Origin of the sequence: Alcaligenes sp. 1735tsa3 (assembly GCF_024134565.1) — a bacterium.
GTDB lineage: Bacteria > Pseudomonadota > Gammaproteobacteria > Burkholderiales > Burkholderiaceae_B > Alcaligenes > Alcaligenes phenolicus.
Genome location: NZ_CP099862.1, coordinates 2,435,084 through 2,459,627, shown reverse-complemented (window position 1 = coordinate 2,459,627; position 24,544 = coordinate 2,435,084). Strand labels below are relative to the sequence as shown.

At 56.4% G+C, this 24,544-nt stretch carries 26 protein-coding genes; 14 read left to right on the top strand and 12 right to left on the bottom strand.

The window, feature by feature from the left end:
* Window positions 1-40: 40 nt before the first annotated feature.
* The 10 genes from NIZ92_RS11365 to NIZ92_RS11320 all read left to right on the top strand — a co-directional run bounded on the left by NIZ92_RS11365 (window position 41) and on the right by NIZ92_RS11320 (window position 10,232).
* Window positions 41-1,060 (top strand): sulfate ABC transporter substrate-binding protein, encoded by a 1,020-nt coding sequence (locus NIZ92_RS11365; protein ID WP_060185199.1) that lies wholly within the window; start codon window positions 41-43, stop codon window positions 1,058-1,060.
* A gap of 25 nt (window positions 1,061-1,085) precedes the next feature.
* A complete protein-coding gene (cysT, locus tag NIZ92_RS11360) occupies window positions 1,086-2,000 on the top strand; it encodes a sulfate ABC transporter permease subunit CysT (RefSeq protein WP_035274669.1) in 915 nt (304 codons plus the stop codon).
* Complete coding sequence (cysW, locus tag NIZ92_RS11355) at window positions 1,997-2,884, top strand: sulfate ABC transporter permease subunit CysW (protein WP_254001942.1); 888 nt, start codon at window positions 1,997-1,999, stop codon at window positions 2,882-2,884. Before cysT ends, cysW begins: the two co-directional genes overlap by 4 nt.
* An 18-nt stretch (window positions 2,885-2,902) precedes the next feature.
* Window positions 2,903-4,000 (top strand): sulfate/molybdate ABC transporter ATP-binding protein, encoded by a 1,098-nt coding sequence (locus NIZ92_RS11350; RefSeq protein ID WP_026483423.1) that lies wholly within the window; start codon window positions 2,903-2,905, stop codon window positions 3,998-4,000.
* A 212-nt stretch (window positions 4,001-4,212) separates the two neighbouring features.
* Entirely contained in the window at window positions 4,213-5,025 is an 813-nt protein-coding gene (locus tag NIZ92_RS11345; RefSeq protein WP_021446500.1) for an energy transducer TonB, read from the top strand.
* Between the two features lie 9 nt (window positions 5,026-5,034).
* On the top strand, window positions 5,035-5,892 hold the full coding sequence (locus tag NIZ92_RS11340) for a MotA/TolQ/ExbB proton channel family protein (protein WP_009461741.1): 858 nt from the start codon (window positions 5,035-5,037) through the stop codon (window positions 5,890-5,892).
* 2 nt (window positions 5,893-5,894) lie between these two features.
* Complete coding sequence (locus tag NIZ92_RS11335) at window positions 5,895-6,395, top strand: biopolymer transporter ExbD (RefSeq protein ID WP_035272865.1); 501 nt, start codon at window positions 5,895-5,897, stop codon at window positions 6,393-6,395.
* 87 nt (window positions 6,396-6,482) lie between these two features.
* Entirely contained in the window at window positions 6,483-7,163 is a 681-nt protein-coding gene (locus NIZ92_RS11330; protein ID WP_009461744.1) for a response regulator transcription factor, read from the top strand.
* Between the two features lie 39 nt (window positions 7,164-7,202).
* The gene (locus tag NIZ92_RS11325) at window positions 7,203-8,342 is read left to right on the top strand and encodes a HAMP domain-containing sensor histidine kinase (protein ID WP_035272863.1); all 1,140 of its coding nucleotides are present in this window, start codon (window positions 7,203-7,205) and stop codon (window positions 8,340-8,342) included.
* Between the two features lie 54 nt (window positions 8,343-8,396).
* Window positions 8,397-10,232 carry a potassium transporter Kup gene (locus tag NIZ92_RS11320; protein WP_254003216.1) on the top strand — a complete coding sequence of 612 codons (1,836 nt, stop codon included), beginning with the start codon at window positions 8,397-8,399 and terminating at the stop codon, window positions 10,230-10,232.
* Between the two features lie 49 nt (window positions 10,233-10,281).
* Here the strand turns inward: NIZ92_RS11320 and NIZ92_RS11315 are convergent, their stop codons facing one another.
* The 4 genes from NIZ92_RS11315 to NIZ92_RS11300 all read right to left on the bottom strand — a co-directional run bounded on the left by NIZ92_RS11315 (window position 10,282) and on the right by NIZ92_RS11300 (window position 12,610).
* Entirely contained in the window at window positions 10,282-10,917 is a 636-nt protein-coding gene (locus NIZ92_RS11315) for a DJ-1/PfpI family protein (RefSeq protein ID WP_083053411.1), read from the bottom strand.
* A gap of 77 nt (window positions 10,918-10,994) precedes the next feature.
* Entirely contained in the window at window positions 10,995-11,645 is a 651-nt protein-coding gene (locus tag NIZ92_RS11310; RefSeq protein ID WP_247966718.1) for a helix-turn-helix domain-containing protein, read from the bottom strand.
* Window positions 11,646-11,802: 157 nt separating this feature from the next.
* Window positions 11,803-12,126 carry a ferredoxin family protein gene (locus NIZ92_RS11305; protein WP_247966719.1) on the bottom strand — a complete coding sequence of 108 codons (324 nt, stop codon included), beginning with the start codon at window positions 12,124-12,126 and terminating at the stop codon, window positions 11,803-11,805.
* Window positions 12,127-12,178: 52 nt separating this feature from the next.
* The gene (locus tag NIZ92_RS11300) at window positions 12,179-12,610 is read right to left on the bottom strand and encodes a cupin domain-containing protein (protein WP_083053413.1); all 432 of its coding nucleotides are present in this window, start codon (window positions 12,608-12,610) and stop codon (window positions 12,179-12,181) included.
* A 224-nt stretch (window positions 12,611-12,834) separates the two neighbouring features.
* Between NIZ92_RS11300 and NIZ92_RS19640 the strand changes: the two genes are divergently transcribed.
* Together NIZ92_RS19640 and NIZ92_RS11295 are read left to right on the top strand one after the other, a co-directional pair.
* A complete protein-coding gene (locus NIZ92_RS19640) occupies window positions 12,835-12,960 on the top strand; it encodes a hypothetical protein (protein WP_301555087.1) in 126 nt (41 codons plus the stop codon).
* 9 nt (window positions 12,961-12,969) lie between these two features.
* The gene (locus NIZ92_RS11295) at window positions 12,970-14,199 is read left to right on the top strand and encodes an MFS transporter (protein WP_367881667.1); all 1,230 of its coding nucleotides are present in this window, start codon (window positions 12,970-12,972) and stop codon (window positions 14,197-14,199) included.
* A gap of 68 nt (window positions 14,200-14,267) precedes the next feature.
* Here the strand turns inward: NIZ92_RS11295 and NIZ92_RS11290 are convergent, their stop codons facing one another.
* The 7 genes from NIZ92_RS11290 to NIZ92_RS11260 form a co-directional block, all read right to left on the bottom strand.
* The gene (locus NIZ92_RS11290) at window positions 14,268-14,645 is read right to left on the bottom strand and encodes a hypothetical protein (RefSeq protein WP_035272861.1); all 378 of its coding nucleotides are present in this window, start codon (window positions 14,643-14,645) and stop codon (window positions 14,268-14,270) included.
* A gap of 197 nt (window positions 14,646-14,842) precedes the next feature.
* Window positions 14,843-15,259: a monovalent cation/H(+) antiporter subunit G gene (gene mnhG / locus NIZ92_RS11285; protein WP_254001940.1), complete on the bottom strand. Its 417-nt coding sequence runs from the start codon at window positions 15,257-15,259 to the stop codon at window positions 14,843-14,845.
* Window positions 15,256-15,537 (bottom strand): K+/H+ antiporter subunit F, encoded by a 282-nt coding sequence (locus tag NIZ92_RS11280; RefSeq protein WP_009461751.1) that lies wholly within the window; start codon window positions 15,535-15,537, stop codon window positions 15,256-15,258. The genes mnhG and NIZ92_RS11280 overlap by 4 nt, the downstream gene beginning before the upstream one ends.
* Entirely contained in the window at window positions 15,534-16,019 is a 486-nt protein-coding gene (locus NIZ92_RS11275; RefSeq protein WP_052159474.1) for a Na+/H+ antiporter subunit E, read from the bottom strand. Before NIZ92_RS11275 ends, NIZ92_RS11280 begins: the two co-directional genes overlap by 4 nt.
* Window positions 16,020-16,024: 5 nt before the next feature.
* The gene (locus tag NIZ92_RS11270; protein WP_235332520.1) at window positions 16,025-17,605 is read right to left on the bottom strand and encodes a monovalent cation/H+ antiporter subunit D; all 1,581 of its coding nucleotides are present in this window, start codon (window positions 17,603-17,605) and stop codon (window positions 16,025-16,027) included.
* Window positions 17,606-17,649: 44 nt separating this feature from the next.
* On the bottom strand, window positions 17,650-17,991 hold the full coding sequence (locus NIZ92_RS11265) for a Na+/H+ antiporter subunit C (RefSeq protein ID WP_035272858.1): 342 nt from the start codon (window positions 17,989-17,991) through the stop codon (window positions 17,650-17,652).
* The gene (locus tag NIZ92_RS11260) at window positions 17,991-20,918 is read right to left on the bottom strand and encodes a monovalent cation/H+ antiporter subunit A (RefSeq protein WP_254001939.1); all 2,928 of its coding nucleotides are present in this window, start codon (window positions 20,916-20,918) and stop codon (window positions 17,991-17,993) included. The genes NIZ92_RS11265 and NIZ92_RS11260 overlap by 1 nt, the downstream gene beginning before the upstream one ends.
* A gap of 196 nt (window positions 20,919-21,114) precedes the next feature.
* Here NIZ92_RS11260 and hemN point away from each other — a divergent pair, with 196 nt between their 5' ends.
* Both hemN and NIZ92_RS11250 read left to right on the top strand, forming a co-directional pair.
* The gene (hemN, locus tag NIZ92_RS11255) at window positions 21,115-22,536 is read left to right on the top strand and encodes an oxygen-independent coproporphyrinogen III oxidase (RefSeq protein ID WP_021446507.1); all 1,422 of its coding nucleotides are present in this window, start codon (window positions 21,115-21,117) and stop codon (window positions 22,534-22,536) included.
* Window positions 22,537-22,658: 122 nt separating this feature from the next.
* On the top strand, window positions 22,659-23,807 hold the full coding sequence (locus NIZ92_RS11250; RefSeq protein ID WP_021446508.1) for a nitronate monooxygenase family protein: 1,149 nt from the start codon (window positions 22,659-22,661) through the stop codon (window positions 23,805-23,807).
* A 14-nt stretch (window positions 23,808-23,821) separates the two neighbouring features.
* On the opposite strand, the gene NIZ92_RS11245 is transcribed toward NIZ92_RS11250, so the two are convergent.
* Complete coding sequence (locus NIZ92_RS11245) at window positions 23,822-24,358, bottom strand: hypothetical protein (RefSeq protein WP_009461759.1); 537 nt, start codon at window positions 24,356-24,358, stop codon at window positions 23,822-23,824.
* Window positions 24,359-24,544 lie beyond the last annotated feature (186 nt).

Sequence of the window (24,544 nt, the reverse complement as noted above, 5' to 3'; positions counted from 1 at the left end):
TCGTTCTCATTGCTTGGAAATGGTTTCTAGGGGATGGGAAATGAAGCGGATTCAACAGAAGTGGAAGGGCGTTCGGGCAGGGGCTTTGCTGGCGTTGGTGCTGGCGGCGGCAACGGCTGTTGCAGCCGAGGTCAGCATTCTGAATGTTTCGTATGACCCAACGCGTGAACTGTACGCTGAATTCAACAAGGCTTTCCAGGCGCATTACAAAGAGCAAACGGGTGACAGTGTAGTCATCCGTAGTTCCCACGGTGGTTCCAGCAAGCAGGCCCGTACCGTGATTGATGGCGTGCCCGCTGATGTGGTGACGCTGGGTATTTCATCCGATATTGATCAGATCGCTCAGTCCGGTTTGCTGGACAAAGGCTGGCAGGCTCGCCTGCCGGACAACAGTACGCCTTACACCTCCACGATTGTCTTGCTGGTGCGCAAGGGTAATCCCAAGGGGATTCACGACTGGAACGACTTGATTCGCTCTGATGTAAAGGTGGTTACGCCCAATCCTAAAACGTCGGCGGGGGCACGTTGGAACTATCTGGCGGCCTGGTTGTACGCCTTGAAGCAAGGCAATGGGGATGAAGCGCAGGCCCGTGACTTTGTGGCCAAGCTGTATCGCAACGTCAGCGTGCTGGATTCCGGTGCGCGTGGATCGACCACAACCTTTGTGGAGCGGGGCATTGGCGATGTATTGATTGCTTGGGAGAACGAGGCGCTCTTGTCCGTCAAGGATCTGGGGCCCGATCGCTTCGATATTGTGGTGCCTTCCAGCAGCATTCTGGCCGAGCCGCCCGTGGCGCTGGTAGATGCCAATGCCGCCAAGCATGGCACGGAAAAAGTGGCTCAGGCCTATCTGGAATATCTGTATAGCCCGGAAGGTCAGGAAATTGCCGCCCGTCATTTTTACCGTCCTCGCCTGGAGTCGGTGGCCGCCAAGTACCGCGATCAGTTCCCGGCGTTGAAACTGTACAAGGTTGACGATGAGCTGGGCGGTTGGACTCAGGTTCAGGCCAAGCACTTTGCGGATGGTGGCGTGTTCGACAGCATCTACTTGAGCAAGTAACACCACTATCACCGAGGACCGTTCGATGTCACAGGCTCGTCTTTGGGGATTTCTGCCCGCTGCTCGCAAGCAGCGGGCTTTGCCAGGCTTTGGCTTGACCATGGGTTTGTCCATCAGCTATTTGAGCCTGATTGTTCTGATCCCCTTGTCTGCTGTTTTGCTCAAGACCACCTCCATGGGTTGGTCGGCCTTTTGGGAAACCATCAGTGCTGCGCGCGTCTTGGCTTCCTTGAAACTGACCTTTGGGATGGCCGCTTTGGCGGCGTTGATCAATGGTGTATTTGGCTTGATTCTGGCCTGGGTCCTGGTGCGTTACCGCTTTCCGGGTCGTCGAATTGTGGATGCCTTGATTGATCTGCCCTTTGCCTTGCCAACGTCGGTGGCCGGAATTTCCTTGGCGGCGATTTATGCGCCCACGGGCTGGATCGGTTCCTGGGCTGAACCTTATGTTGGGCAGATTGCCTTTACCCCTTGGGGTGTGCTGATCGCCCTGGTTTTTATTGGACTGCCCTTTGTTGTGCGTACCGTGCAGCCGGTTCTGGAAGAGCTGGAACAGGAGCAGGAGGAGGTCAGTGCTTGCCTGGGGGCCGATCGCTTCCAGACGGTCACCAAGGTGATTCTGCCCGCTATCTTGCCCGCCTGCTTGACGGGCGTAGCGCTGGCTTTTGCCCGTGCGGTGGGTGAGTACGGTTCCGTGATTTTCATTGCCGGTAATGTCCCTATGGTTTCGGAAATTACACCCTTGCTGATCGTGATCAAGCTGGAGCAGTTTGACTATGCCGGAGCCTCGGCGCTGGCCGTTTTGATGATGGTGCTGTCCTTCATTATCTTGCTGGCGATCAATCGCTTGCAGTGGTACTTGCAGTCGCGTCATTCGGGCCAGGCTAGTGGCAAGGCAGCCAAGGTGGCAGCGCCTTTGACTTTGGAGGGCGCACGATGAGCAGCCTGACGATGGACTCCTCTGTGCAGGCGGTGCCGGTACATACGGCGCGCTTGCGGGCGGCGCAGGAAGAAGGTCCGGCCGTCAAAGCCTTATTGATTGGCATTGCCTTGCTGTTCTTTGTGCTGTTCTTGCTCCTGCCTTTGATCCTGGTCTTCATGACGGCTTTTAGCCGGGGCATCATGCCGTATCTGTCCGCCTTGAGCGAGAGCGATACCTTGCATGCCGCCAGCCTGACAGTTCTGGTTGCCGTGATTGCCGTGCCTTTGAATATCGCGTTTGGTCTGGCCGCCTCCTGGGCGATTGCGCGTTTTGAGTTCCGTGGCAAAAGCATTCTGACGACGCTGATCGACCTGCCGTTCTCGGTATCACCTGTCATTGCCGGTTTGATGTTTTTACTGATTTTTGGTCGCCAAGGCCCATTTTGGGATTGGCTGGACGCTAATAACATTCGTATCGTATTTGCCTTGCCCGGTTTGGTTTTGGCGACTTTGTTTGTCACTTTCCCCTTTGTGGCGCGTGAGCTGATTCCGCTGATGCAAATGCAGGGCAGCGAGGAAGAGCAGGCTGCGCGAGTGCTGGGGGCCAATGGCAGGCAGATGTTCTGGCGGGTGACTCTGCCCAAGATCAAGTGGGGCCTGCTGTATGGCGTGATTCTGTGCAATGCCCGTGCCATGGGCGAGTTTGGGGCGGTGTCGGTGCTCTCGGGCCATATACGGGGCCAGACCAACACGCTGCCCTTGCATGTAGAGATTGAGTACAACGACTATCACACGGTGGGCGCTTTTGCGGCGGCTTCGGTGCTGGCGGTCTTGGCTTTACTGACGTTGGCGCTTAAATTGTGGGCCGAGCGCAAAATGGTTCAAGACGGTCATCGTGGATGATCGCATTCGGAGTTCATTATGAGTATCGAAGTTCGTCATCTATCTAAACAGTTTGGTGCGTTTACGGCACTGGGTGATGTGACATTGGATTTCCCAGCGGGCGAGCTGGTGGCTTTGCTGGGGCCGTCGGGCTGCGGCAAGACGACCTTGCTGCGTATCGTGGCTGGCCTGGAACATGCGGATGCGGGTCAGGTGCTGATCAACGGCAAGGATGTGGCTGCTGTGGGCACGCGTGATCGCCAGGTGGGTTTTGTGTTCCAGCACTATGCCTTGTTCCGCCACATGACGGTGTTTGAAAACGTCGCCTTTGGTCTGCGCATCAAGCCACGCAAGCAGCGCTTGCCCGAAGCCCAGATTCGTCAGCGTGTGCACGAGCTGTTGGAGCTGGTGCAGCTGGATTGGTTGGCCGATCGCTACCCGGCGGCCTTGTCGGGTGGCCAGCGGCAGCGTATTGCTCTGGCACGTGCCTTGGCGGTGGAACCGGGTGTCTTGTTGCTGGACGAGCCTTTTGGTGCCTTGGATGCCAAGGTGCGCAAGGAACTGCGTTCCTGGCTGCGTCGTCTGCATGATGACCTCCATATCAGTACCTTGTTTGTGACGCACGACCAGGAAGAGGCCATTGAAGTGGCTGATCGTATTGTGGTGCTCAATAAAGGCCGGGTTGAGCAGGAAGGCGCCCCGCAGGATGTCTATAACCACCCTGCCAGTCCTTTTGTGTATGAGTTCCTGGGGGCGGCGAATCGCTTGCCGGGTCAGTTCCAGCACGGACGCTTTGTGGCTGATCCTCAGTTGGGACAATTCGAGTCCAATCAGGCCTTGAATGCTCAGGATGCGGGTCAGGGGCAAGCAGTAGGCTATGTGCGCCCGCATGACCTGGATTTACAGCGCCAATTGGATGGCCAGGGCATCGTCGTGGCCGTGCAGCGCATTATTCCCTTGGGGGCGACAGTACGGGTTGAACTGGCCTTGAACGAGGGCGAGCGTGCTTGGGAAGCCGAGTTCGATCATCAGCGTTGGTCGCAGCTGGGCTTGCGGCCGGGTGAGCGGGCTTTGGCCTTGCCACGCAAGTTCAGCGCTTTCCCTATCGAGTCTCAAACCGAAGCGCGATTGTCCTGATTTTTTGCAAATTATTCGCAACAGGCTGACCCTAGGTCAGCCTGTCTGCGTTAGTATCTGGAGGTTTTTTGCAGGGCGGATTGGAGCAGGAAATATTACAGGAATTTAGTATTGAGAATCATTCCTGTTTCTGTTAAGATGCGATACTTCACTGGGCATCCTGTCCGGTCCCGTCATGGTCCATGCGGGTTGCAGAATGTGTAGAACGGATTATGACCGGAATTGCTTCTCAAAAGAATAATCGCTCGATGCTGGCCTTGAAGGCAACTGGTTTGGCATTGGCACTGGGATTGCACGTGGGTGTCGTGGCTACCATCTTGTGGACGGAAACCCCCAAGATTGTGGGTGAACCCGCCCCCATGGATGTTGTTGGGGTGACTTTGGTGGAAGTGTCGGAGTCCCCGGTTCAGCAAGAGCAGGTCAGTGCCCCTCCTGAAGAGGTGGTGGCCGAGCCGGAACCTGAGCCCGAACCCGAGGTGGAACCGGACCCCGAGCCCGAGCCAGAACCGGTTGTTGAGCCGGAACCCGAGCCAGAGCCTATCGTGGAAAAACCTCCGATTCCCGAGCCGCCCAAGCCCAAACCAAAACCCAAGCCGAAACCTAAGCCCAAGCCACAGCCCAAGCCCGAGGTTCCACCGGCAGAAACACCGCAGCCTGCTCAACCAGCCGCTCCTGCCGCTCAAGCAGGTCCAGCTACGGACAATACGTCCTCCCAAACTGCCGCCCGTTCTACGGATGGTGATCGGCCCAAGCTGATTGGTCGTGTGGATTATTTGGGACGTCGTCCTGTGCCGGTGTACCCCCGGGCTTCCGAGCGCCGTCGTGAGCAGGGCCGCGTGGTGGTTCGTGTAGTGATTTCAACCCAAGGAACCGTGCTGGAAGCCAAAGTGCAAAGCTCCTCAGGCTATGAACGTCTGGATGAGTCGGCACTGAAAGCAGTACGCACAGCGCGTTTCAAACCGTATACGGAAAATGGTGTGGCCTATCGTGCCATGGCCGATATTCCTTTCGACTTTGTTTACTAGGATATATCAATGATGCAGGAACTATTTCAAAGCGTATGGGTAAGCCTGGCACAAGTTGCAGGGCCTGTTGCAGATCAGGCTGCCGCCAGTGTTGCTGCCGCTGAGGAAGCGACCGGGGTGCTGCACTTTATCCAGCAAAGTGATGTGGTCGGCAAGACCTTGTTCGTCATTCTGGCCTTGATGTCGGTTGCCAGTTGGTACCTGATCATCGTCAAGGGTGTGCTGTCCTTCCGCCTGAAGCGTCGCTCGCAAGGTTTCATGCGTGAATTCTGGTCCGCCAGTTCTCTGGAGCAGGTTGAAAACGAGATCGCCACCCACGGTGCCCGCGATCCGTTCAGTCACTTGGCCAGCCACGCTATCCACGCTCAAAAACACCATGTGAAATACGGCGCCATGCGTCTGGAAGAGAAAGGCTCTACCGATGCCTTTGTCTCGCGCATCATGCGTAAAGTCATGGACGAAGAAACGGCCAAGCTGGAAAATGGCCTGACGCTGCTGGCTTCGGTGGGTTCTACCGCTCCGTTTGTGGGTCTGTTCGGTACGGTTTGGGGTGTGTACCACGCCCTGATCAATATCGGTCTGTCCGATGGCGTAACCCTGAACAAGATCGCCGGTCCTGTGGGTGAAGCCCTGGTGATGACCGGTCTGGGTCTGGCCGTGGCTATTCCTGCCGTGTTGGCTTACAACGCGTTTGTGCGCACCAACCGCGTTTACCTGTCCCAGCTGGACGCGTTTGCTCACGACCTGTTTACTTTCCTGACCACAGGCCAGCCTGTGCAAGATAACCAACCTGTTCTGCGTCGTGTCCCTAGCTCGGGCGGTGGTGCAGCATCGAGCTCGGCAGCGGCTGCCAAGCGGGAGCACTAATCATGGCTTTTGGCAGCTTTGATAATCGCAATTCGGGCTCCGCGCTGTCCGAAATCAATATGGTGCCGCTGATCGACGTCATGCTGGTGTTGCTGGTGATCTTTCTGATCACTGCTCCGCTGCTGTCGCACTCCATCAAGATTCAGCTGCCCCAGGCGACGTCTGAACCAGTCCAGCAAGATCCCAAGACGATTGATCTGGCGATTGACGCAGAAGGGCAGATCTTCGTGAACGAGCAGCCGGTGGCGCTGGAAGATCTGACCGCCACGCTGGCCCCTTATTCCAAGGATCAGCCTCAGCCTGAATTGCGTATCCGTGCCGATACCGATACTCGCTACGAAACCCTGGCCCAGGTCATGAGCCGCTCCAAGGCTTCCGGCCTGACCCGTCTGGGTTTCATCACCCGCCCAGGTCCGACGACCAAGGCAGCGGGTGACGAGGGCGAAGCCAAGGAAGGCGCCGTCGCCGACCAGAAGGCCGTCGAGCCTAAACCTGCTCTGTAATTCCAGGTTCTTCTTCGTGTTGTTTTTTCTGGCCCCTCGCTTTGCATCTGCAACGCGAGGGGCCAGTTTCGTAATAAAATCCCCCGAATGCGTGTACTAGTTATCGAAGACGACGCCATACTGGGCGCCGCACTGCAGGAATTTCTCAACGATCAGGGCTACGCTGTTGACTGGCTCCAGGAAGGCGAAAGTGCCTTGAAGGAGTTGGCCGCCCAGGTCTACGATCTTCTGCTCCTGGACTTGAACTTGCCCGGCATCAGTGGCCTGGATGTGCTGCGCCAATTGCGCCAGCAGGGCAACGCCATTCCCGTTCTGATTCTGACTGCGCGTGATGGTGTGGATGATCGCGTCGGCGGCCTGGATGCCGGTGCTGACGACTACCTGATCAAACCTTTTGACCTGTCCGAGCTGGCCGCCCGCGTGCGTGTTTTTGGCCGCCGCCGCAGTGGTCAGGTACAGCCCATTATTGATGTGGGCCCCTTGAGCTTTGATACCATTGGCCGCGAGCTGCGCTGTGCCGGTCAACGTGTGACCTTGTCGGTGCGCGAGCTGTCCGTACTGGAAATGCTGATGATGCGCGCGGGCCGTGTGGTCACCAAGCAGCAAATTATCAACTCCTTGTCTGCCTGGGATGCCGATTTCAGCGACAATGCGGTCGAAGTCTACGTGTATCGTTTGCGCAAGCGCCTGGAAGGCACCGGGGCTGTCATACAGACTGTGCGCGGCTTTGGCTATTTGCTCGATGTGGAGAGCGTGGCCGGAGCATAACGGCAGCCCGTGCCCGCTGCCTGAAACCTTAGGTCAACCATGCCCGATCAGCATCTTTCTCCAGCGGTAAAAACCTCCTTGTTGCGAGGCTGGCTGGAGCGCTTTCTTGCTCCCGGTTCTTTGGCCCGCAAACTGATGGGCCGTCTGTTTCCCCCGATTTCCATTCTGGTGGTGCTCGACTTGAGCGTTACCTGGATACTGACGCGCCGCATGAGCCTGGAAGACTGGCTGCTGCGCGATATTTTCTGGACCATGGCGCTCAGTCAGGTCTTGCTGGTCAGTCTGATTGCTTGGGTGCTGCTGTCGGGGATTCGCTCGCAGCTGGCGTCCATTGATGATTTGTCACAACAAATCCGCAACCGCTCCGATGACGACTTCGAGCGCTTGGATGCCAGCGCCTTGCCTGCTGAAATAGTGCCGCTGGTGGAGCACTTTAACGAATTGCTGGAACGTCAGCGTGATACGCTGCAGGCGCAAAAGCGTTTTATTGGTCACGCTGCGCATCAGTTGCGCACACCCTTGACGGGCTTGCAGTTGGAGTCCGAGCTGATGCTGGCAAGGCCTTTGCCAGAAGATATCCGCCAACGGGCCGAGCGCATCAAAAGTGTCTCGGACCGCATGATTCGTCTGGGCCAGCAGTTGTTGGTGCTGGCACGTACTGATGCGGACACCAATATTAAAGACAGCTTTGTGCGTCTGGACTTGTGTGAATGGGCGCGCGAGGAGGGCGGTGACTGGTTCTTGCAGGCGCGTCAGCATGGTGTGGAAATCCATTTGCTGGCACCTGAAAAGCCGGTCTGGATTGATGCTGCCCCCGTGCTCCTACGGGAGTTATTGTCCAATCTGATGGATAACGCCTTGCGCTACGGGCAAGGAACAGATCGCATCGTCTTGCGGGTGGCCAGTAATCCACCCTCCTTATCGGTGGAAGATCACGGGCCGGGCATTGAATCCAGCGAGCAGCAGCGGGTATTTGAAGCGTTTTATCGCTCCCCCGGCACACAAGCAGGAGGCTCCGGCTTGGGTTTGGCCATTGTGCAGGAAATTGCCCGTGCGCATGGCGCCTGGTGGAGCTTGATGAGCCGTCCTGATTTTCCAGGCACTCGCATCACCATTGTTTTTCCCGGTCCGCGTATTGGTGCGCGTCTGACCCGGCACGACACTTTGATTGGAAACTAAGCCTTGAACACAGCAACAGAAAACCCCAAAAAAGCGGCTCAGGCCGCCTTGCTAATGGGCGCTTTAGGCGTGGTGTATGGCGATATTGGAACCAGCCCGCTCTACACCATGAAAGTGGCCTTGAGCGCCTACGGACAGCCTGGTGCTGAACAGGTCTATGGTGTGCTGTCCTTGCTGTTCTGGCTGCTGACTCTGGTGGTCTCCATCAAGTACGTCACAGTGGTGTTGCGTCTGGACAATAAAGGCGAGGGTGGCACGCTGGCCCTGATGGAATTGGCGGCACGCGGCATTCAGGGACCACGTCGGCAGATTATTGTGGTGCTGGGGCTGATTGGTGCTGCCTTGTTTTATGGGGACAGCATCATTACCCCGGCCATCTCCGTGATGTCGGCGTTGGAAGGCATAGGGATGGTGTCTCACGTGCTGGACCCTTGGGTTGTACCTTTGGCCCTGGGCGTCTTGCTGGCCTTGTTTCTGATCCAGTCCCATGGCACGGGCACCATGGGTAAGTTGTTCGGCCCCATTATGTTGACCTGGTTTCTGGTGCTGGGTGGCTTGGGTCTATGGCGTGTTATTGAGCATCCCCAAGTTTTGATGGCCCTGGACCCACGGTGGGCCGTGGCTTTTATTGCTGAGGCTCCCTGGCAAACCTTTTTGCTTTTGGGGGCCTTGGTCCTGGCCTTGACGGGGGCCGAGGCCTTGTACGCCGATATGGGCCATTTTGGCCGTCCTTTAATTCGCAAAGCCTGGTTCATGATTGTCATGCCCTGCCTGGTCCTGTGTTATTTCGGCCAAGGGGCATTGTTGATTTCCGATCCGGCCGCCATTCGTAATCCGTTCTTCTTCCTGGCTCCCAACTGGGCCTTGGTGCCCATGGTGATGTTGGCAACGGTTGCAACGGTGATTGCCTCCCAGTCCGTGATATCCGGGGCGTTTTCTGTAACTCGCCAGGCGGTGCAGCTTGGCTTCTGGCCGCGTATGGTGATTCAACATACTTCAGCCAAAGAAGAAGGGCAGATTTACTTGCCGCGTGTGAACTTGCTGCTATGCGTGGCGGTGATGATTCTGGTCCTGAGCTTTGGCTCCTCGGATCGCCTGGCCCATGCTTATGGCTTTGCAGTTACGGGTACTATGCTGATGACCAGTTTGCTGGCTCTGGTATTGCTGCCGCGCCGCGCTAGCGGAATCAAGCGCTGGGCCTGGCTGGGGCTCCTGGGTGTTTTCCTGATTCTGGACATATTGTTGTTCTCGGCCAATGCGCTCAAGATTCTGGAAGGCGGTTGGCTGCCTTTGCTGGTGGGGGGTGTGCTGCTGGGCTTGATGCTGACCTGGCGTCAGGGACGAGCCGCTTTGCACGAACGTCTGCTGGAAAACAAGCAGCCGCTAAAAGAGTTTTTGCTGAGCCTGGAGGAGTACGCTCCCACCCGTGTACCAGGGACGGCGGTGTTCATGAGCACCATTCCCGACTCGGTCCCTCCGGCCTTATTGCATAACCTGAAACACAATAAAGTCCTGCATGAACAGGTCCTGTTCTTGACCGTAACCAGTGCCGGTGTGCCTTACGTTCCTTTTGGGGAGCGCTATAGCCTGCAACGTTTAAGCCGAGGCAGCTGGCAGGCGGTGGCTTCCTGGGGCTTCAAGCAAGAGCCCAATGTGCCGCAATTGCTGGAGCAGATCGCGCTGGAGCACCCGGAGCTGAATCTGGAGCCTATGCAGACATCCTACTTCCTGTCGCGTCAGACGGTGATGATTCAATCCCGTCAGCCCTGGTACTTGGGCTGGCGTCGTCGCTTGTTTGCATTCATGGCGCGTAATGCCAGCCGTAGCACGCGCTTTTTCAAGATCCCGCCTAATCGCGTGGTGGAGATGGGGATACAGGTGGAGCTGTAGCTGCAGCGCCTGTTGTTCAGTAAAGGGCAACAGGCTGTGAGGTTTGGTCTTAGGCGTGGAGAGGTTTTATTAGGCTGGGTAAACGTGCTTGATTGGCGGCTCGGGCGGCACTGTATTCCATGATGTAGGCCGTACGCTCAGCCAGTTCTGGTCCCAGGAACCGCTCCAGCAAGTAGAGCGTCAGGTCTACGCATAGGCTGACCCCACCGCCAGTGATGATGTCTCCTTCGTCAACCAGCAGGGCCTCGCGTACAGAGCAGTCCACGGTCATTTCGGACAATGTGCTCAGAGGAGAGGTCTCTGGCGCTGCATAGGCAGCTTTGCTGGTCGCAGTACGGCCATCCAGTAGTCGAGCGCTGGCCAGCAGCAGTGCCCCTGTGCAGACGCTAACCATGACATCCCCACGAGCATGGCGTTGACGTAGAAAATTTAATAGTACGGGGTTATTGGCTTGTGTTCGCCATCCTGGACCGCCGGTGATGATGGTGATATCGGCGGCCGGTGCTTGTGCAAAGCTGTATTCCGTCTCCAGATGCAAACCGTTGCGTAATCGTATCGTTCCGCCGGTTTCGGAAAGGGTGTGGTACTGCAGCTCTGGAGCCAGACGTTTTGCCATCGACAAGGTGCCTAAAATACCAACCTCAATAGGCTCTACGTCTTCGTACAAGATGATGCCAATATGCATAAGGAAACCTCCGCAAAAGTTTCCTAATAATATTCAAAAGTTTCCTTTTTGGCAACTTGAGCGTCTGGTCTGGTTTTTTATTCGTCGCTCGGTGGTTCGATAATCACGACCAATGCTTGGGCATCGCCATCCAGCGCTCGGCCTCGGTGGGGCGTGTTGGACTCAAAGTACATGCTATCGCCCGCTTCAAGCCTGACTTTGGCTAATTGCCCATGTATTTTGAATTCGAATTCGACCATACCAGTCAACAGGTAGACGAATTCTTCGCCGGCATGTTCAAAAAACACTTGCGGATCAGTGTGTTGGGGAAAGGTGAACATGAACGGATCCATGTTGCGGTTAGCTTTTTTATGTGCAAGGCTGACATAGTCGTAGCCGTACTCGCTCCCCCCTCGGCTGACTGGTTTACGCTCCCAACTGTGTACAACAGACACAGGTGAGTCCTGGCTTAGCGGCATGGTTTGATTGTCTTGGTCCGGATCGACAAAGAAGGCGCTTAAGTCCACTCCCATGGCTCGTGCAATGCGAGCTAAGGTTCCGATGGGCGGGGCTTTGTTGCCATTTTCGATTTTGGATAAATACCCCTTGGTAAAGCCGGAGCGTTCGGCCAAGGTATCCAGGGTCAGGCGATGTTCACGCCGCAGTTCACGCAGCCGTTTACAGACGGCTGCCTCTTCTTGTTCGGGCTTGTCGCTATTAGGGCTAAGAGAGCTAAGTTCCTCGGTCACGCCTGATTCCACGTCTGAACGGTATGAAGGAAGATACGGCCCCACTGGGTGAGGCCGTATCTGCGGGCAATGAAAACAGTTTGGTAGCCAGCGGGTGTAACGCGAGCAACCTAGCTTGAATCATACCGTATGAGTGCGAAGGTGCGCAGTGGCTTTCTCAGCGTTGCAGCAAGGCGAGCTTGTTGGTTTGCGTTGACCAAAAGTGCGCGTCTGGATGGGCGGGTGGTCCACTGAAAGCGATTGGCCAGCTTTGTGCCAGTTCGGCATTAAGTGGGATGTAGTGCCGAGACTCGGGGCTTAACTCATAGTCTGAGCGAATAGCCTCCACCGGACAGGCCAGAATGCACAGCGTGCAATTGATGCAGCTTTGCGGATTGATGACCATGAAGTTCGGGCCGCGATGGAAGGCATCGGCAGGACATACCTCCAGGCACTCGCCGTATTGGCAGTTGATGCAGGGGTCGGTGACGACGCAGGTCATGGTTGCTCCTTGCAGTGCGAGGCGTCTTGCGCCTCGCGTAGCGACAGGCCGCTTAGGCGGCTTGGAAACCCGCTGTGCCAAAGAACACATTCGGTTTGCGATAGACCGCCAGCAAAATGCACCCCTCGTCAGAGCGTGTTTCGTGTAAAGAGCCGGGATGACGCCAGACATATTGACCAGCTCGACAAATACCGTCGTGGTCGTAGAACGAGCCTTGCAAGACGTAGCTTTGTTCAATTTCCGGGTGGCGGTGAAAAGGCAAGACAGCACCAGGCTCCCACTTGAGAAGCACTGTCATCTCACCTTCGGCATCGTTACGATAAAGAACTTTCATCGAGATTTTTTCGAATTGTGAAGGTTGCCATTCCATGGATTCGGGATCTACATAGACGGAGCCGCCTTGGGTAGGTTCCAGCTTCCCTTTGAGACGTTGGGCATAGTGATTGCTTTCAGCTTGTTCCGTGACGTTGGTTTCTGTATTCATGATGTCTCCTTGGTTGGGCCGCCCATGTGGGTCGGTAGTCGTAATCTAGTAAAAAGTTTCTTATTAGTCAACTTTTAGTATAAAAATAAGAATAAGTTTACTTATAAACCCTAATTTAAGCTTAAAAAGTTTCCTGTCAGTATTTGCCCACCGTATGTGGTATCTGCGGGCACATCCATAGGAGGCCCGGATCGATAGTCGGGCCTGATAATCAGGAGACAAGAATGAGCATTTCAGTTAAGGCGGAAAGTCTGGGGGACTCTGCCACTCAGGAGCGGCAAGCGCTGGAGGAGGAAAGATCCATGCGGCGTGTCGTGATGGCCAGCGTGATTGGCACGACGGTAGAGTGATACGACTTTTTGTTGTATGGCACGGCGGCTGCATTGGTATTTAACAAGATCTTTTTTCCTGGCTTGGACCCGCTGATGGGGACCTTGGCCGCGCTGGGTTCGTTCGCAGTCGGTTTTATTGCCCGCCCTTTGGGTGGCGTGGTGTTTGGGCATTTTGGTGATCGAGTTGGTCGTAAATCCATGCTGATGTTGACCATGTTCTTAATGGGGGGAGGCACATTTGCGATTGGCTTGCTACCTACCTATGAACAGATTGGGATCTGGGCTCCTATTGCCTTGATTTTGCTGCGTATTATTCAGGGCTTCGGTATTGGTGGGGAGTGGGGAGGGGCAGCGCTAATGGTCATTGAGCACGCTCCCCGAGATCGACGGGGGTTTTACGGTAGTCTGGTACAGGTGGGTTTCCCGCTGGGTATGCTGGCATCGACTGGCATTCTGGCCTGGCTAAGTCGTTTGCCGGAAGCCGAGTTTCTGAGTTGGGGATGGCGAGTGCCGTTCCTGCTGAGTGTGGTGCTGGTTGCCTTGGGTTTTTATATCCGTTTGCAGGTGGTTGAGTCCCCTGTCTTTCAGGTCAGTCAGGAGGAGGGCGAAAAAGCCGGTTCGGAGGTAAAAACAGACAAGGCGCCTCTCTGGCAAATTCTGACCAAGCATCGCCTGAATCTTTGCCTCAGCATTGGACTGAAAGTATGTGAAGTTGCCTGGGTGTATATCCTGACGGTCTTTGTGATTGTCTACGGGACTAACGCCTTGAATCTACCCAAGGGCTTGATTCTGGATGGGGTGCTTCTTGGGGCCGTGCTGGAAATCGGCTTTATTCCCCTTTTTGGCTACCTGTCTGACAAGGTGGGGCGTAAGGCTTTGTACTATTTCGGGTCTTGCTTCGTGTTACTTGCGGTCTATCCTTTGTTTCTCTGTCTGGAAACGCGTGACCCAACACTGATCATCGGAGCGATTGCGGCATGCATGGTTTTTGGCCATGGTCCGATGTACGGCCCTCAGGCTGCTTATTTGCCGGAGTTGTTCGGTACCAAAGTACGTTATAGCGGTGCATCTTTAGGCTGCCAGGTAGCTGCCGGGGTGGGCGGTGGTCTGGCACCTATGTTGGCGACATGGCTATTAGCTAGCCAAGGGCACTATTGGGGCGTGGCCGTGATGGTGCTGGTGTTGGCTGTGATCACTTTGTGGGCAACATGGCGTAGCCCTGAAACATACAGGGATGATTTGACCCAGACGCAGTAGTAGGGAGCAAGGTCAAAAAAACAGCGCCTGATAAAGGCGCTGTTTTTTTGTAAGGATAGCGATTTGCCTTACTGAGCAGGCACCACAGTCGTGGTTTCGCGAAGGATACCGCCGCCTTCCACGCTACCGCGTACCGTTGTGTCCTGGCCGGTCATGGATTTCAGGCAGTCTTGCTGGCGGTCAGCGGGTAAGCGATGGCAGCGCGCTTGCCGGTTGGCATCCAGATTGTGATCGCGTTTGTCCAGTTTGTGATGGCGCTCGGCTTGCAGCGCGGCACCGGCTTCGCGACGGCAAGTGGTGCGCTGGTCTCCTTTGAATTGCTCACAGCGCTGGATGTCGTGTCGGTAGTCTTGGGACGGGGTTTGAGCCCAGGCAGCAGAGGACAGCAAACCCAGGCTGAGCAGGCCGGCACTCAGAATTCGGGATGGGCGTGTAAGTAGACTCATCGATCTCACTCCTTTACTTGCTAAGGGAATCACCGGCTTGGCGAGCACTGTTACGAGCAGGTATGAGTAGCAGGCCGCAAAGCCCCAAAAGCGACTGCGTATGGGGCAATTCCCGATACGCAGTAAACACTTACTAGTATAAGTGGAGCAGTTGCAAGTGAGGGTAATAAAACTTGTCTAAACCCTCACTGCTTGACTTAGGTCTTGTCGCTGGTTGGTGGTTGAGCCAAATCTTTGGGCAGAGGCGCTTTATGTGGCATGTCCAGATAGCCTGGCTCGTCCGGGCCATATTCGGCCAGACGTTGGCGATGCTCGCGTTTGATGGCAGCGCGCATCAGAAAGATGGCGGTGACCGGCGAGGTAATGATCAAGAGCACACTCAGGATGAGCGGATGCAGAATGGGACGGCTCATCAAGTGGCTGGCGCTGATGGCGACGGCCAGCACCATGAAAAACGTACCCAGCGTGTTCCCCATGGTGGGGGCATGGATGCGTGAATAAAAGTGTTTGAAGCGCAGCAAGCCAGCCGAACCGACCAGGGCCACGATGCCGCTAAGGACCAGCAAAAGGGCAACCGGGACAGCCAGCCACCAAGGTAGTAAAGGCGTATTCATGGCTCGATCACCTCGGCACGCAGCAGGAATTTCGCCATGGCTGCCGAGCCTACAAAACCAAACAGGGCAATCAGCAAGGCGATATCAAAGTACAGGGTAGAGTCAAAACGGATGCCCAGGGCCAGCAAGGCCAGCATACCGTTGATGTACATGGTGTCCAGCGCCAGCACGCGGTCGGCGGCAGAGGGGCCTTTAAGCAGGCGGATGACGGCGCAGCCCATGCCCAGGACAAAGCAGCCCAGGGCAAACTGACAGGCCCAGTAAACAATGTCTATCATTGGAAAATCTCCAGTAGCGGTCCTTGGTAGCGCTTCTGAATAGTGTCTAACCAGACCTGTTCGTCTTGCAGATCCAGAATGTGCAAAGTCAGGACACGGGTCTCGTAATCGAAGCCGGACCAGACAGTACCTGGGGTGTAGGTAATGATGCACGCCAAGGCTGCCAGACCATGTGGGTCAGTCAGTTGCAACGGGATGGCCAGAAAGCCCGGACGAGGTGCTTTGCTGCCTTTCAGAACCAGATGGCCAACGGCAATATTGGACAGCACAATGTCCCAGGCCACTTGGCAAATCAGTTTCAAGGCCAGAAAGGGGTGGCGGATGCTGGCCTTAACCGGACGAAATGGAATGGCTGCCAAGCTCAGGGCGATAGCCAGGAACAGGCCCAGCACCACGTAACCGGCCGAGAGCGAGTCGTTCAGCAGCAGCCACAGGCCAAGCAGCAGCAAGGGCAGGAAAAGATGTTTGGTATAGCGTCGCATCAGAATCACTCCGCTTGAACAGAACGTAGCGGGTTCTGCCGCAGGACGGACCCTATATAAATACGGGGTTCGTCCAGTTGCTGGGCTGTTTGTTCCAGGTAGGTGGTGATCGGGCCGGCATACCAGCTCAAGATCCCGCAAGCCACAATAATGCTGGCAATGGGAGCAGCTTCGATCAGCTTCAGGCGGGGAATCGTCAGGGAACTATTGCTCCAGAACAGACGAATGCCCACACGTACCATGGCGATCAAACCGGCTACGCCGGAAATCAGCACGGCAGCGGTCAGAATCCAGGCGTTTAGAGGTTCTGGCGATTGGCCCGAGGCTTTCAGCGCGGCTGTCAGCAAGGACAGTTTGGCCACAAAACCGGACAGCGGTGGCAGGCCCACAATCAGCAAGGCGCAGGCAATAAAGGACATGCCCAGGAACACCATCACGCCAGGGATAGCCACACCTACCACGTCATCGCTATTGTCTTCGGACTCCGGGTCGTCCAGATCAAAGACCTCCTGACTGACGGCCAGCAGGTCGGCACCAAAAGGTTTGGTACGGCTAACCAGTTCCAGCAGCAGGAAGAAAGCACCCAAGGCCAGAACGCTGCTGAGCATGTAGTACAGGGCAGGGCCGGTCAGGATGACGCCGGGCATGCCTAAGGCAGCCAGCAAGGTGCCGGAGGACACGATGATGCAATAACTGGCCAGTCGTTCGGGTTGCTGTGCGGCCATGACACCAATAGCGCCGAAGGCCAGCGTGGCGATCCCGGCGGGGAACATCCAGGCCACGCCAAAGGCGGCAGGTGCCCCCGTAGGCAGTAGCAAGGAGCCGATACGCAGCAGTGCGTAAATACCCACTTTGGTCATGATCGCAAACATGGCAGCGACCGGTGCACTGGCATTGCCATAGGCATTGGGTAGCCACAAGTTCAAGGGCCAGGCGGCGGCCTTGATCAGAAAGGCAATCCCCAGAATGGCCATGGCCGATTCAAATACCAGACGATCCGAATCCGGCATGGAGCCAGCACGCAGAGCCAGATCAGCCATGTTCAGGGTGCCGGTGACACCGTAGACCAAGGCGATGGCAATCAGCAGCAAGAAGGAGGAGATCAGGTTGACGGCAATGTAATGCAGGCCGGCACTGACGCGGGCCGCGCCCGAACCGTGCAGCATCAGACCATAGGATGCTGCCAACAGAACCTCAAAGAACACAAACAGGTTGAACAGGTCGCCGGTCAGGAACGCGCCGTTCAGGCCCATCAAGAGCAGCTGGAACAAGGAGTGGAAATGCACCCCCACGCGATCCCAGCGTGCTAGCGAATAGAACCAGCAGCAAAAGGCCAGCACATTGGTCAGCACCAGCAAGAAGGCGGCCAGCCGGTCCACGACCAGCACAATCCCGAAGGGAGCGGGCCAGTCACCGAGCAGGTACACACCGACGGACTGCGGCCAGATCGGATCCAGTGTGCCATCGGCCAGCAACAGCAGGTAGACCGCGCAGAACAGTTGAGCCAATAAGGAGCTGAAAGCGATCAGCAGCTTGTAGTGACGGCGCTTGTCGCGCAGCATCACCATCAGGGCCGCGGCCATCATGGGGATGGCAACGGGCAATACGGGCAAGTGTTGGTTGAGTAGACTCACAGATCGTCTTCCTCGCGGCCATCAACGTGGTCGGTGCCGCTCAGGCCGCGGTTGGCCAGAATGACGACCAGAAACAAGGCGGTAGTGGCAAAACCAATCACAATTGCGGTCAGTACCAGTGCTTGTGGCAAAGGATCGGCGTAGCTGGCGCCCAGCTCGCTGCTATTGATCACGGGTGCAGCACTGATTTTGAGTCGCCCCATACTAAAGATGAACAGGTTCACGGCATAGGAGACCAGGGCCAGTCCCATGATGACCTGAAAGGTACGCGGGCGCAGCAGGAGCCAGACGCCCGAGCCCGCCAGCACACCAATCGCAATTGAAAGCACGATTTCCATTATTTATTCTCCATCCCGGATGCAGCGTTCGAGGCGGATTGCAGCGACGGCAGTTTGCGATAAAAACGTAGGGATTGGTGGGCCAGCGCGACCAGAATCAGGATGGTGGAACCAATCACCAGCATGAATACGCCAATGTCAAAGATCAGCGCGCTGGAAGTATGCACTTCGCCCACCAGGGGCAGATGCAGATCCCAACTTTGGGCGGATAGGAAGGGCTTGTTGAAGGCCCAGACCAGCATGGCGGCTATACCGGCTGTCAGCAGACCCAGGCCAATCCAGGTTTGCGGCTGAATCAATGGGCGGGACTCCATCCACACCACGCCGCTAACCATGTATTGCAGGATAATGCCGGTTGCCATGATCAGGCCGCCCACAAAACCGCCACCGGGCAGGTTGTGCCCACGCAGCAAGAAGTACAGGGCGATCAGCGTGGAGATAGGCAGCAACAGCCGCAGCAAGACAGCTGGAATCTGCATAATGCCTTCTGGCAACGGTGTCTTGGGGTCCGGTTCCACAAAGACGGCTTCGCGGCTGTCCTTGACGTTCTGGCGACGGGCCAGAGGCTGGGCGATGGCTTCGATGGGTGGACGGAAGCGTCGCAGCAGCGCAAAGACCGTCAGGGCCACAATGCCCAACACCACGATTTCACCAAAGGTATCGAAGCCGCGGAAGTCCACCAGAATCACGTTCACCACGTTCGCGCCACCGCCCAGGGGCAGGGCCTTCTCGACAAAGAAGGGCGAGATGCCGCTGGGGTGAGGGCGTGTCATCATGGCGTAGGCCAGAGCGGCAATACCGCAACCGGCCAGAATGGCAATAATCAAGTCGCGGCTACGGCGGAAAAGGGCGCGACCACTATTGTCCTGGCCGCCAGGCATATCACTGACGCGTTGCGGCAACCAGCGCAGGCCCAGCAAAATCAGCACAACGGTGACCACTTCCACCGCCAACTGGGTCAGCGCCAGGTCAGGGGCGGAAAGCCAGGCAAAGGTCAGGCTGGTAACCAGTCCAGCGCCACCAGATAGCAGCAGGGAGGCCGGGCGGTGGAACTTGGCTTGACGAGCCGCACCAATCGCGCAGGCAATTCCGACGGCCCACATCAGGGCAAAGAAGGGGTCGATGGGGGTGGAAATAGTGGACTTGAACCAGTTGCCGCGAACCAGAGGCAGGGCAGCAACACAGATTGTGGCCACAATAATCAGCAAGGTCTGACGCTGCAGGCGTGGCGAGTAAAGCTTGCCCACGGCCCAGTTGGCTGCCACTTCCAGATACTCCATGGCCAGCTCAAAGAAGCGTCGGCCATCAGCACGGGTCAGCAAAGGCGTACGGCCTTGGCGGTTCCTGTAGAAGCGGTTGATGATCAGAACGAAGATCACACCCATGCCCGTGGCGACCAGACTCATGATCAGGGGCAGGTTGAAACCATGCCAGACGGCCAGGTCGTACTGGGGCATTTCTGTACCCAGAATGGCGCTAGCCGCAGTATGCAAGAAGGGGCCAAAAGTCAGGCTGGGAATAATGCCGACTAATAGACAGGTCAGTACCAGAATCGCGCTGGGGATCAACATGCGGCGAGGCGGCTCGTGTGGCTCGCGGGGCAAGTCCTTGGCGACAGGGCCAAAAAACACCTGTGCAATAAAGCGCAAGGAGTAGGCCACGCTGAAGGAGCCCGCAATTACGGCCACCACGGGCAGAGCATATTCCCAGGTGTTGCCATTGCTGGCCAGAATGGTCTCGGCAAAGAACATTTCTTTGGAGATGAAGCCATTCAATAGGGGCACACCGGCCATGGCAGCCGCCGCAACGGTAGCCAAGGTGGCAGTCAAGGGCATGGCGTGGCGCAAACCGGAAAGCCGGTTCAGGTTACGGGTACCGGTCTCGTGGTCCACGATACCGGCAGCCATGAACAGGGAGGCCTTGAACGTCGCGTGATTCATCATGTGAAACAGCGCCGCGACCAGAGCCAGTGGGCTGTTCAGGCCCAACAGCAAGGTAATCAGACCCAGGTGGCTGATGGTGGAATAGGCCAGTACGCCTTTCATGTCGCGCTGGAACATGGCCACATAAGCCCCCAGCGTCAGGGAACACAGGCCAGCGCCGCCAATAATGACAGCCCATTCCGTGGTGCCCGACAGGGCAGGCCACAGGCGCGCCAGCAGGAATACCCCGGCCTTGACCATGGTGGCCGAGTGCAAATAGGCGGACACAGGTGTGGGGGCAGCCATGGCGTGAGGCAGCCAGATATGGAAGGGAAACTGCGCGCTTTTAGTGAGTGCACCCAAGGCAATCAGGATCAGCATCCCGGTATACCAGGGGTGATTGCGAATCTGCTCGCCCGACTCCAGTACCACACTCAGGTCGTAACTGCCGGCAGCCTGGCCCAGCATGAGCACGCCCGCCAGCAAGCAGAAACCGCCGGTTCCCGTAATGATCAGCGACATACGCGCACCCCGTCGCGCATCCATGCGGTGATACCAGTAGGCAATCAGCATGAAGGAGGACAGACTGGTCAGCTCCCAGAACACGACCAGCTGGATCAGATTGCCCGACAGCACCACCCCCAGCATCGAGCCCATAAAGGCTTGCAGAAAGGAGAAAAAACGTCGGACCGGATCCTGAGCGGACAGGTAATAGTGCGCATAAAGGGCGATCAAGGCCCCCATGGCGGTAATGATGATACTGAAAAGCCAGGCATAGCCGTCCATGCGCAGCTTGAAGGTCAAGCCATGGGCGGGTATCCAGGAGCGTGACGACTCCAGCACCTCTCCGCGAGCAATGTCCGGATAGGCGTAGAGAGTGAGTAAGGCGCACGTAACGGCGACAGCGCCTGCAAGAGATGCCTGGAGTTTGCGAGAGTTCGCGGGCATCAGGGAAGATAGCAAGCTACCGATAAACGGCAGAGCTAGGATCACGAGCAAATACATCTGACTCCAACAGGCGGTAATTTAGGCGGCTAGCGCTTAATAATACGATATATGAAGCTAAATTCAGCCCAACAGCGATAAAAAAAGCGTTTTTTTAGTTATTGCGGCCTTGATGCAGGTCAAGCGCATGCTTGAGGTTTTCTCTCACAATGAATGCTTGACTAGAAGAAACAGGTCTCGTGCAGGAGGACCCTTTATGCCGCAAACACTGGAAGCATCGGATGCCAGCGCTCCCACCGCGCCGGATATCGAAATCTCTGAAGCCCTGATCCGGCGTTTTGATCGTTCCGGGCCTCGCTATACCTCCTATCCCACTGCAGATCGTTTTTTTCAGGACTTTCCTGCTCAGCCTTATATTCACGAATTATCGCGGCGCGCCTTGAGCAGCAGTAATCCGCCTCTGTCGGTTTACCTGCATATTCCGTTTTGTCAGTCGCTTTGCTACTTCTGTGCCTGCAACAAGATCATCACTCAGGATCGTAGCAAGAGCGAGCAGTACCTGGATTACCTGCTGCGCGAAATTGATATGGTCACCCAATATATGGGTGAAGACCGGCGCACCGAACAACTGCATTTGGGCGGCGGCTCGCCCACTTTCCTGGACAATGAACAGTTGGCCCGCTTGATGGCCAAGCTCAAGGAGCAGTTCGCGTTCACGGACGATGCCGAACTGGGCATCGAGATCGACCCGCGTACCTTGGCGGAAGGCACGCTCCAGAACTTGGCGGCTCTGGGTTTTAACCGTACCAGCTTCGGGGTGCAGGATTTTGACCCCAATGTGCAAAAAGCAATCAACCGTATTCAGCCCTTCGAAATGGTCAAACGCGCCATTGAAGAAAGCCGGGCTGCCGGTTTCCAGTCCATCAACACGGACCTGATCTACGGTCTGCCTTTGCAGACCCTGGAAAGCTTTGCCATCACCATTGACTCCTTGGTGCAACTGCGACCAGATCGCATCGCTCTGTATAACTACGCGCACTTGCCAACACGCTTCAAGGCTCAGCGTTTAATCAATGAAGAAGAGCTGCCCGATGCCGATCAGCGTCTGCAACTGTTCTTGATGTCTTCGCAGCGTCTGCTGGATGCAGGCTATGTCTATATCGGTCTGGACCACTTTGCCTTGCCGACCGACGAGCTGAATCTGGCCCGTCTGGACGGCAGCCTGCACCGCAACTTCCAGGGCTACACCACCCGCGCAGCCTGTGATCTGGTCTCTTTTGGCGTGTCGTCCATTGGTCAGGTGGGCACCATGCATGTGCAAAATGCCCGCAGCCTGCGCAATTACTACGCCGATATAGACCGGGGGCGTTTGCCTATCGAGCGGGGTATTGTGATGCAGCAGGATGATCGCCTGCGGGCGGAAGTCATCATGCATTTGATGTGCAGCATGCCAGTGCCTATCTTGCGTCTGGAAGCGCGTTACGGCATTGATTTTGCCAGCTACTTCTCTGCCGAGCTGCAAGAGCTCAACAGCTATGCCGACGCTGGCTTGCTGACAGTCGATGCCCAATCCATCCAGGTTCTGCCCAAAGGCCGTTTATTTGTGCGCGCCTACAGCATGGTGTTCGACAAGTACTTGAGCCAGGAAAGCGGTGCCCGCTATTCCCGCCTGATTTAACACAGTGGCCGTCCTTGCAGACGGCCACGATTCTATTGCCCTGTTTCTGGTCCCGACGTGGCCGGCAGGTTCTTGCATCAACCTAAGGTATCAACATCGTGCTAAAGACGGATTTACGTCTCATGTCCCTGAAGGGAAAACTGCTTTTGCCTATTGTTCAAGGCGGCATGGGAGTCGGTATTTCGGCGTCCCGGCTGGCCGGTACTGTGGCCGCATTGGGCGGGCTGGGGACGATCTCCAGCGTGGATTTACGGCGTCATCACGAAGACCTGATGGACAGCACCCAGGGTGATGTCGAAAAAGGCGTGGTCGATGCAGCCAATTTGCAGGCCCTGGACCGCGAGATCAATCGTGCGCGAGAGCGCTCGGGTGGCAACGGTGGCATCGCCGTCAATATCATGAAGGCTGTCTCGCAGTATCCCGAGTATGTGCGTCAATCTTGCGAAAGCGGGGCAGATGCCGTGGTGGTGGGCGCTGGCCTGCCGCTGGATTTGCCTGAGCTGGTTCAGGATCATCCCAAAGTTGCCTTGATTCCAATCTTGTCGGATGTGCGCGGCGTCACTTTACTGGTGAAGAAATGGCTGCGCCGCAAGCGTTTGCCGGATGCAGTCGTTCTGGAAAATCCCCGTTTTGCCGCAGGCCACCTGGGGGCCGCCGACGACCAATCCTTGAACAAACCTGAATATGCTTTCCAGCGCGTTCTGGAAGGCTGCCGTGCCTTGTTTCGCGAGTTGGGCCTGGAGGCCGAGCGTATTCCCTTGATCGCTGCAGGCGGGATTCACCGTCCTGAACAACTGCGTCAATTAATGGATTGGGGTGCAGATGGTGTGCAAATGGGCACTGCCTTTGCCGTCACTGAAGAAGGTGATGCGCATGAGAACTTCAAGCGCGTGTTGCTGGATGCCGAGCCCAAGGACATCGTGACCTTTATGAGCGTGGCCGGACTGCCTGCCCGTGCCGTGCGTACGCCCTGGCTGGATGCTTACCTGCATAAAGAGCAAAAGCTGCAATCGGTGGCACGCGAGCGTGCTTGCACGGAAGGTTTTGACTGCCTGGCGCATTGCGGCTTGCGCGATGGCGTGCAACGCCATGGTCAGTTTTGCATTGACCGTCAGCTGGCCTATGCCCTGAAAGGTGATGTACAGCGCGGTCTGTTCTTCCGTAGTTCGGAAGCCTTGCCTTTTGGCAAAGCCATGAAATCGGTGCGCGAGCTGATGGACTATATGTTGAATGGCCGCAGCAAAACGCCGGGCGTGGTTCCTGCGGCCTAAACGGGATCAAGGGCTTAGCCCTTGATTTCGCGGATCAAGCCTTCCTCACCGCCATCAATGGTGTGGACGGCTTCCTTCCTTTGTGTCTCCAGTGCCAGGCGACGGGCAATTTCATAGCATTCTTCAATATGCTGGTTGCCGACTTTGCGCAGCACTACAAAGCTGATGGAAGCGGAAATGGCGCTGCCTATCAAAGGCACATATTTGGCGCCGTATTTCCCGGCCAGTTTCTTCGCTCCCAGACGCACCAGAATATTGACCACGCGATCTGTAGTCAGCACGCGTCCCACCATGCCCAGGCCCATACTGGTTCCCCCCACGACCACCAGCTTTTTCAGCTCCGGGCTCAGGGCGTCCACATCGTTGGCCGTCAAGCCGAAGCGCGCATTGATGATGGGGATGACTTTCATCAGAATCGCCACATCCGTACCCACATCCACACCAGGGATGGGCACCACGGCTGCCGCTGCTGACAGCAGAGCGCGCCGACTGATTAGTTTGCGACATTCCTCGCGGGTTTTATCCAGTTCCTGCAGTGTCATCGTGCTCATGTGTCTGTCCTGAAATCTAAGCGGATTGATCGTGCAAGCCTTAACGCATATGGGGCGAGTACCGTGCTTTTCCAGTGACTGCCTGGGCAATTATGTTTCTTATCGTAGTGGATGCCGCCAGTTTGGGGAAAAAAGCAGGGTATTGGTCGCATTTGAAATTTTTTCTTTCAAATACCATGAATGCTT

What these genes read in the sequence shown, in the direction of transcription:
- NIZ92_RS11365 (WP_060185199.1), top strand. Translation starts at nt 41, where the DNA reads ATGAAGCGGATTCAACAGAAGTGGAAGGGCGTTCGGGCAGGGGCTTTG.
- cysT (WP_035274669.1), top strand. Translation starts at nt 1,086, where the DNA reads ATGTCACAGGCTCGTCTTTGGGGATTTCTGCCCGCTGCTCGCAAGCAG.
- cysW (WP_254001942.1), top strand. Translation starts at nt 1,997, where the DNA reads ATGAGCAGCCTGACGATGGACTCCTCTGTGCAGGCGGTGCCGGTACAT.
- NIZ92_RS11350 (WP_026483423.1), top strand. Translation starts at nt 2,903, where the DNA reads ATGAGTATCGAAGTTCGTCATCTATCTAAACAGTTTGGTGCGTTTACG.
- NIZ92_RS11345 (WP_021446500.1), top strand. Translation starts at nt 4,213, where the DNA reads ATGACCGGAATTGCTTCTCAAAAGAATAATCGCTCGATGCTGGCCTTG.
- NIZ92_RS11340 (WP_009461741.1), top strand. Translation starts at nt 5,035, where the DNA reads ATGATGCAGGAACTATTTCAAAGCGTATGGGTAAGCCTGGCACAAGTT.
- NIZ92_RS11335 (WP_035272865.1), top strand. Translation starts at nt 5,895, where the DNA reads ATGGCTTTTGGCAGCTTTGATAATCGCAATTCGGGCTCCGCGCTGTCC.
- NIZ92_RS11330 (WP_009461744.1), top strand. Translation starts at nt 6,483, where the DNA reads ATGCGTGTACTAGTTATCGAAGACGACGCCATACTGGGCGCCGCACTG.
- NIZ92_RS11325 (WP_035272863.1), top strand. Translation starts at nt 7,203, where the DNA reads ATGCCCGATCAGCATCTTTCTCCAGCGGTAAAAACCTCCTTGTTGCGA.
- NIZ92_RS11320 (WP_254003216.1), top strand. Translation starts at nt 8,397, where the DNA reads ATGGGCGCTTTAGGCGTGGTGTATGGCGATATTGGAACCAGCCCGCTC.
- NIZ92_RS11315 (WP_083053411.1), bottom strand. Translation starts at nt 10,917, where the DNA reads ATGCATATTGGCATCATCTTGTACGAAGACGTAGAGCCTATTGAGGTT.
- NIZ92_RS11305 (WP_247966719.1), bottom strand. Translation starts at nt 12,126, where the DNA reads ATGACCTGCGTCGTCACCGACCCCTGCATCAACTGCCAATACGGCGAG.
- NIZ92_RS11300 (WP_083053413.1), bottom strand. Translation starts at nt 12,610, where the DNA reads ATGAATACAGAAACCAACGTCACGGAACAAGCTGAAAGCAATCACTAT.
- NIZ92_RS19640 (WP_301555087.1), top strand. Translation starts at nt 12,835, where the DNA reads ATGAGCATTTCAGTTAAGGCGGAAAGTCTGGGGGACTCTGCCACTCAG.
- NIZ92_RS11290 (WP_035272861.1), bottom strand. Translation starts at nt 14,645, where the DNA reads ATGAGTCTACTTACACGCCCATCCCGAATTCTGAGTGCCGGCCTGCTC.
- mnhG (WP_254001940.1), bottom strand. Translation starts at nt 15,259, where the DNA reads ATGAATACGCCTTTACTACCTTGGTGGCTGGCTGTCCCGGTTGCCCTT.
- NIZ92_RS11280 (WP_009461751.1), bottom strand. Translation starts at nt 15,537, where the DNA reads ATGATAGACATTGTTTACTGGGCCTGTCAGTTTGCCCTGGGCTGCTTT.
- NIZ92_RS11275 (WP_052159474.1), bottom strand. Translation starts at nt 16,019, where the DNA reads ATGCGACGCTATACCAAACATCTTTTCCTGCCCTTGCTGCTGCTTGGC.
- NIZ92_RS11270 (WP_235332520.1), bottom strand. Translation starts at nt 17,605, where the DNA reads ATGATGGCCGCGGCCCTGATGGTGATGCTGCGCGACAAGCGCCGTCAC.
- NIZ92_RS11265 (WP_035272858.1), bottom strand. Translation starts at nt 17,991, where the DNA reads ATGGAAATCGTGCTTTCAATTGCGATTGGTGTGCTGGCGGGCTCGGGC.
- NIZ92_RS11260 (WP_254001939.1), bottom strand. Translation starts at nt 20,918, where the DNA reads ATGTATTTGCTCGTGATCCTAGCTCTGCCGTTTATCGGTAGCTTGCTA.
- hemN (WP_021446507.1), top strand. Translation starts at nt 21,115, where the DNA reads ATGCCGCAAACACTGGAAGCATCGGATGCCAGCGCTCCCACCGCGCCG.
- NIZ92_RS11250 (WP_021446508.1), top strand. Translation starts at nt 22,659, where the DNA reads ATGTCCCTGAAGGGAAAACTGCTTTTGCCTATTGTTCAAGGCGGCATG.
- NIZ92_RS11245 (WP_009461759.1), bottom strand. Translation starts at nt 24,358, where the DNA reads ATGAGCACGATGACACTGCAGGAACTGGATAAAACCCGCGAGGAATGT.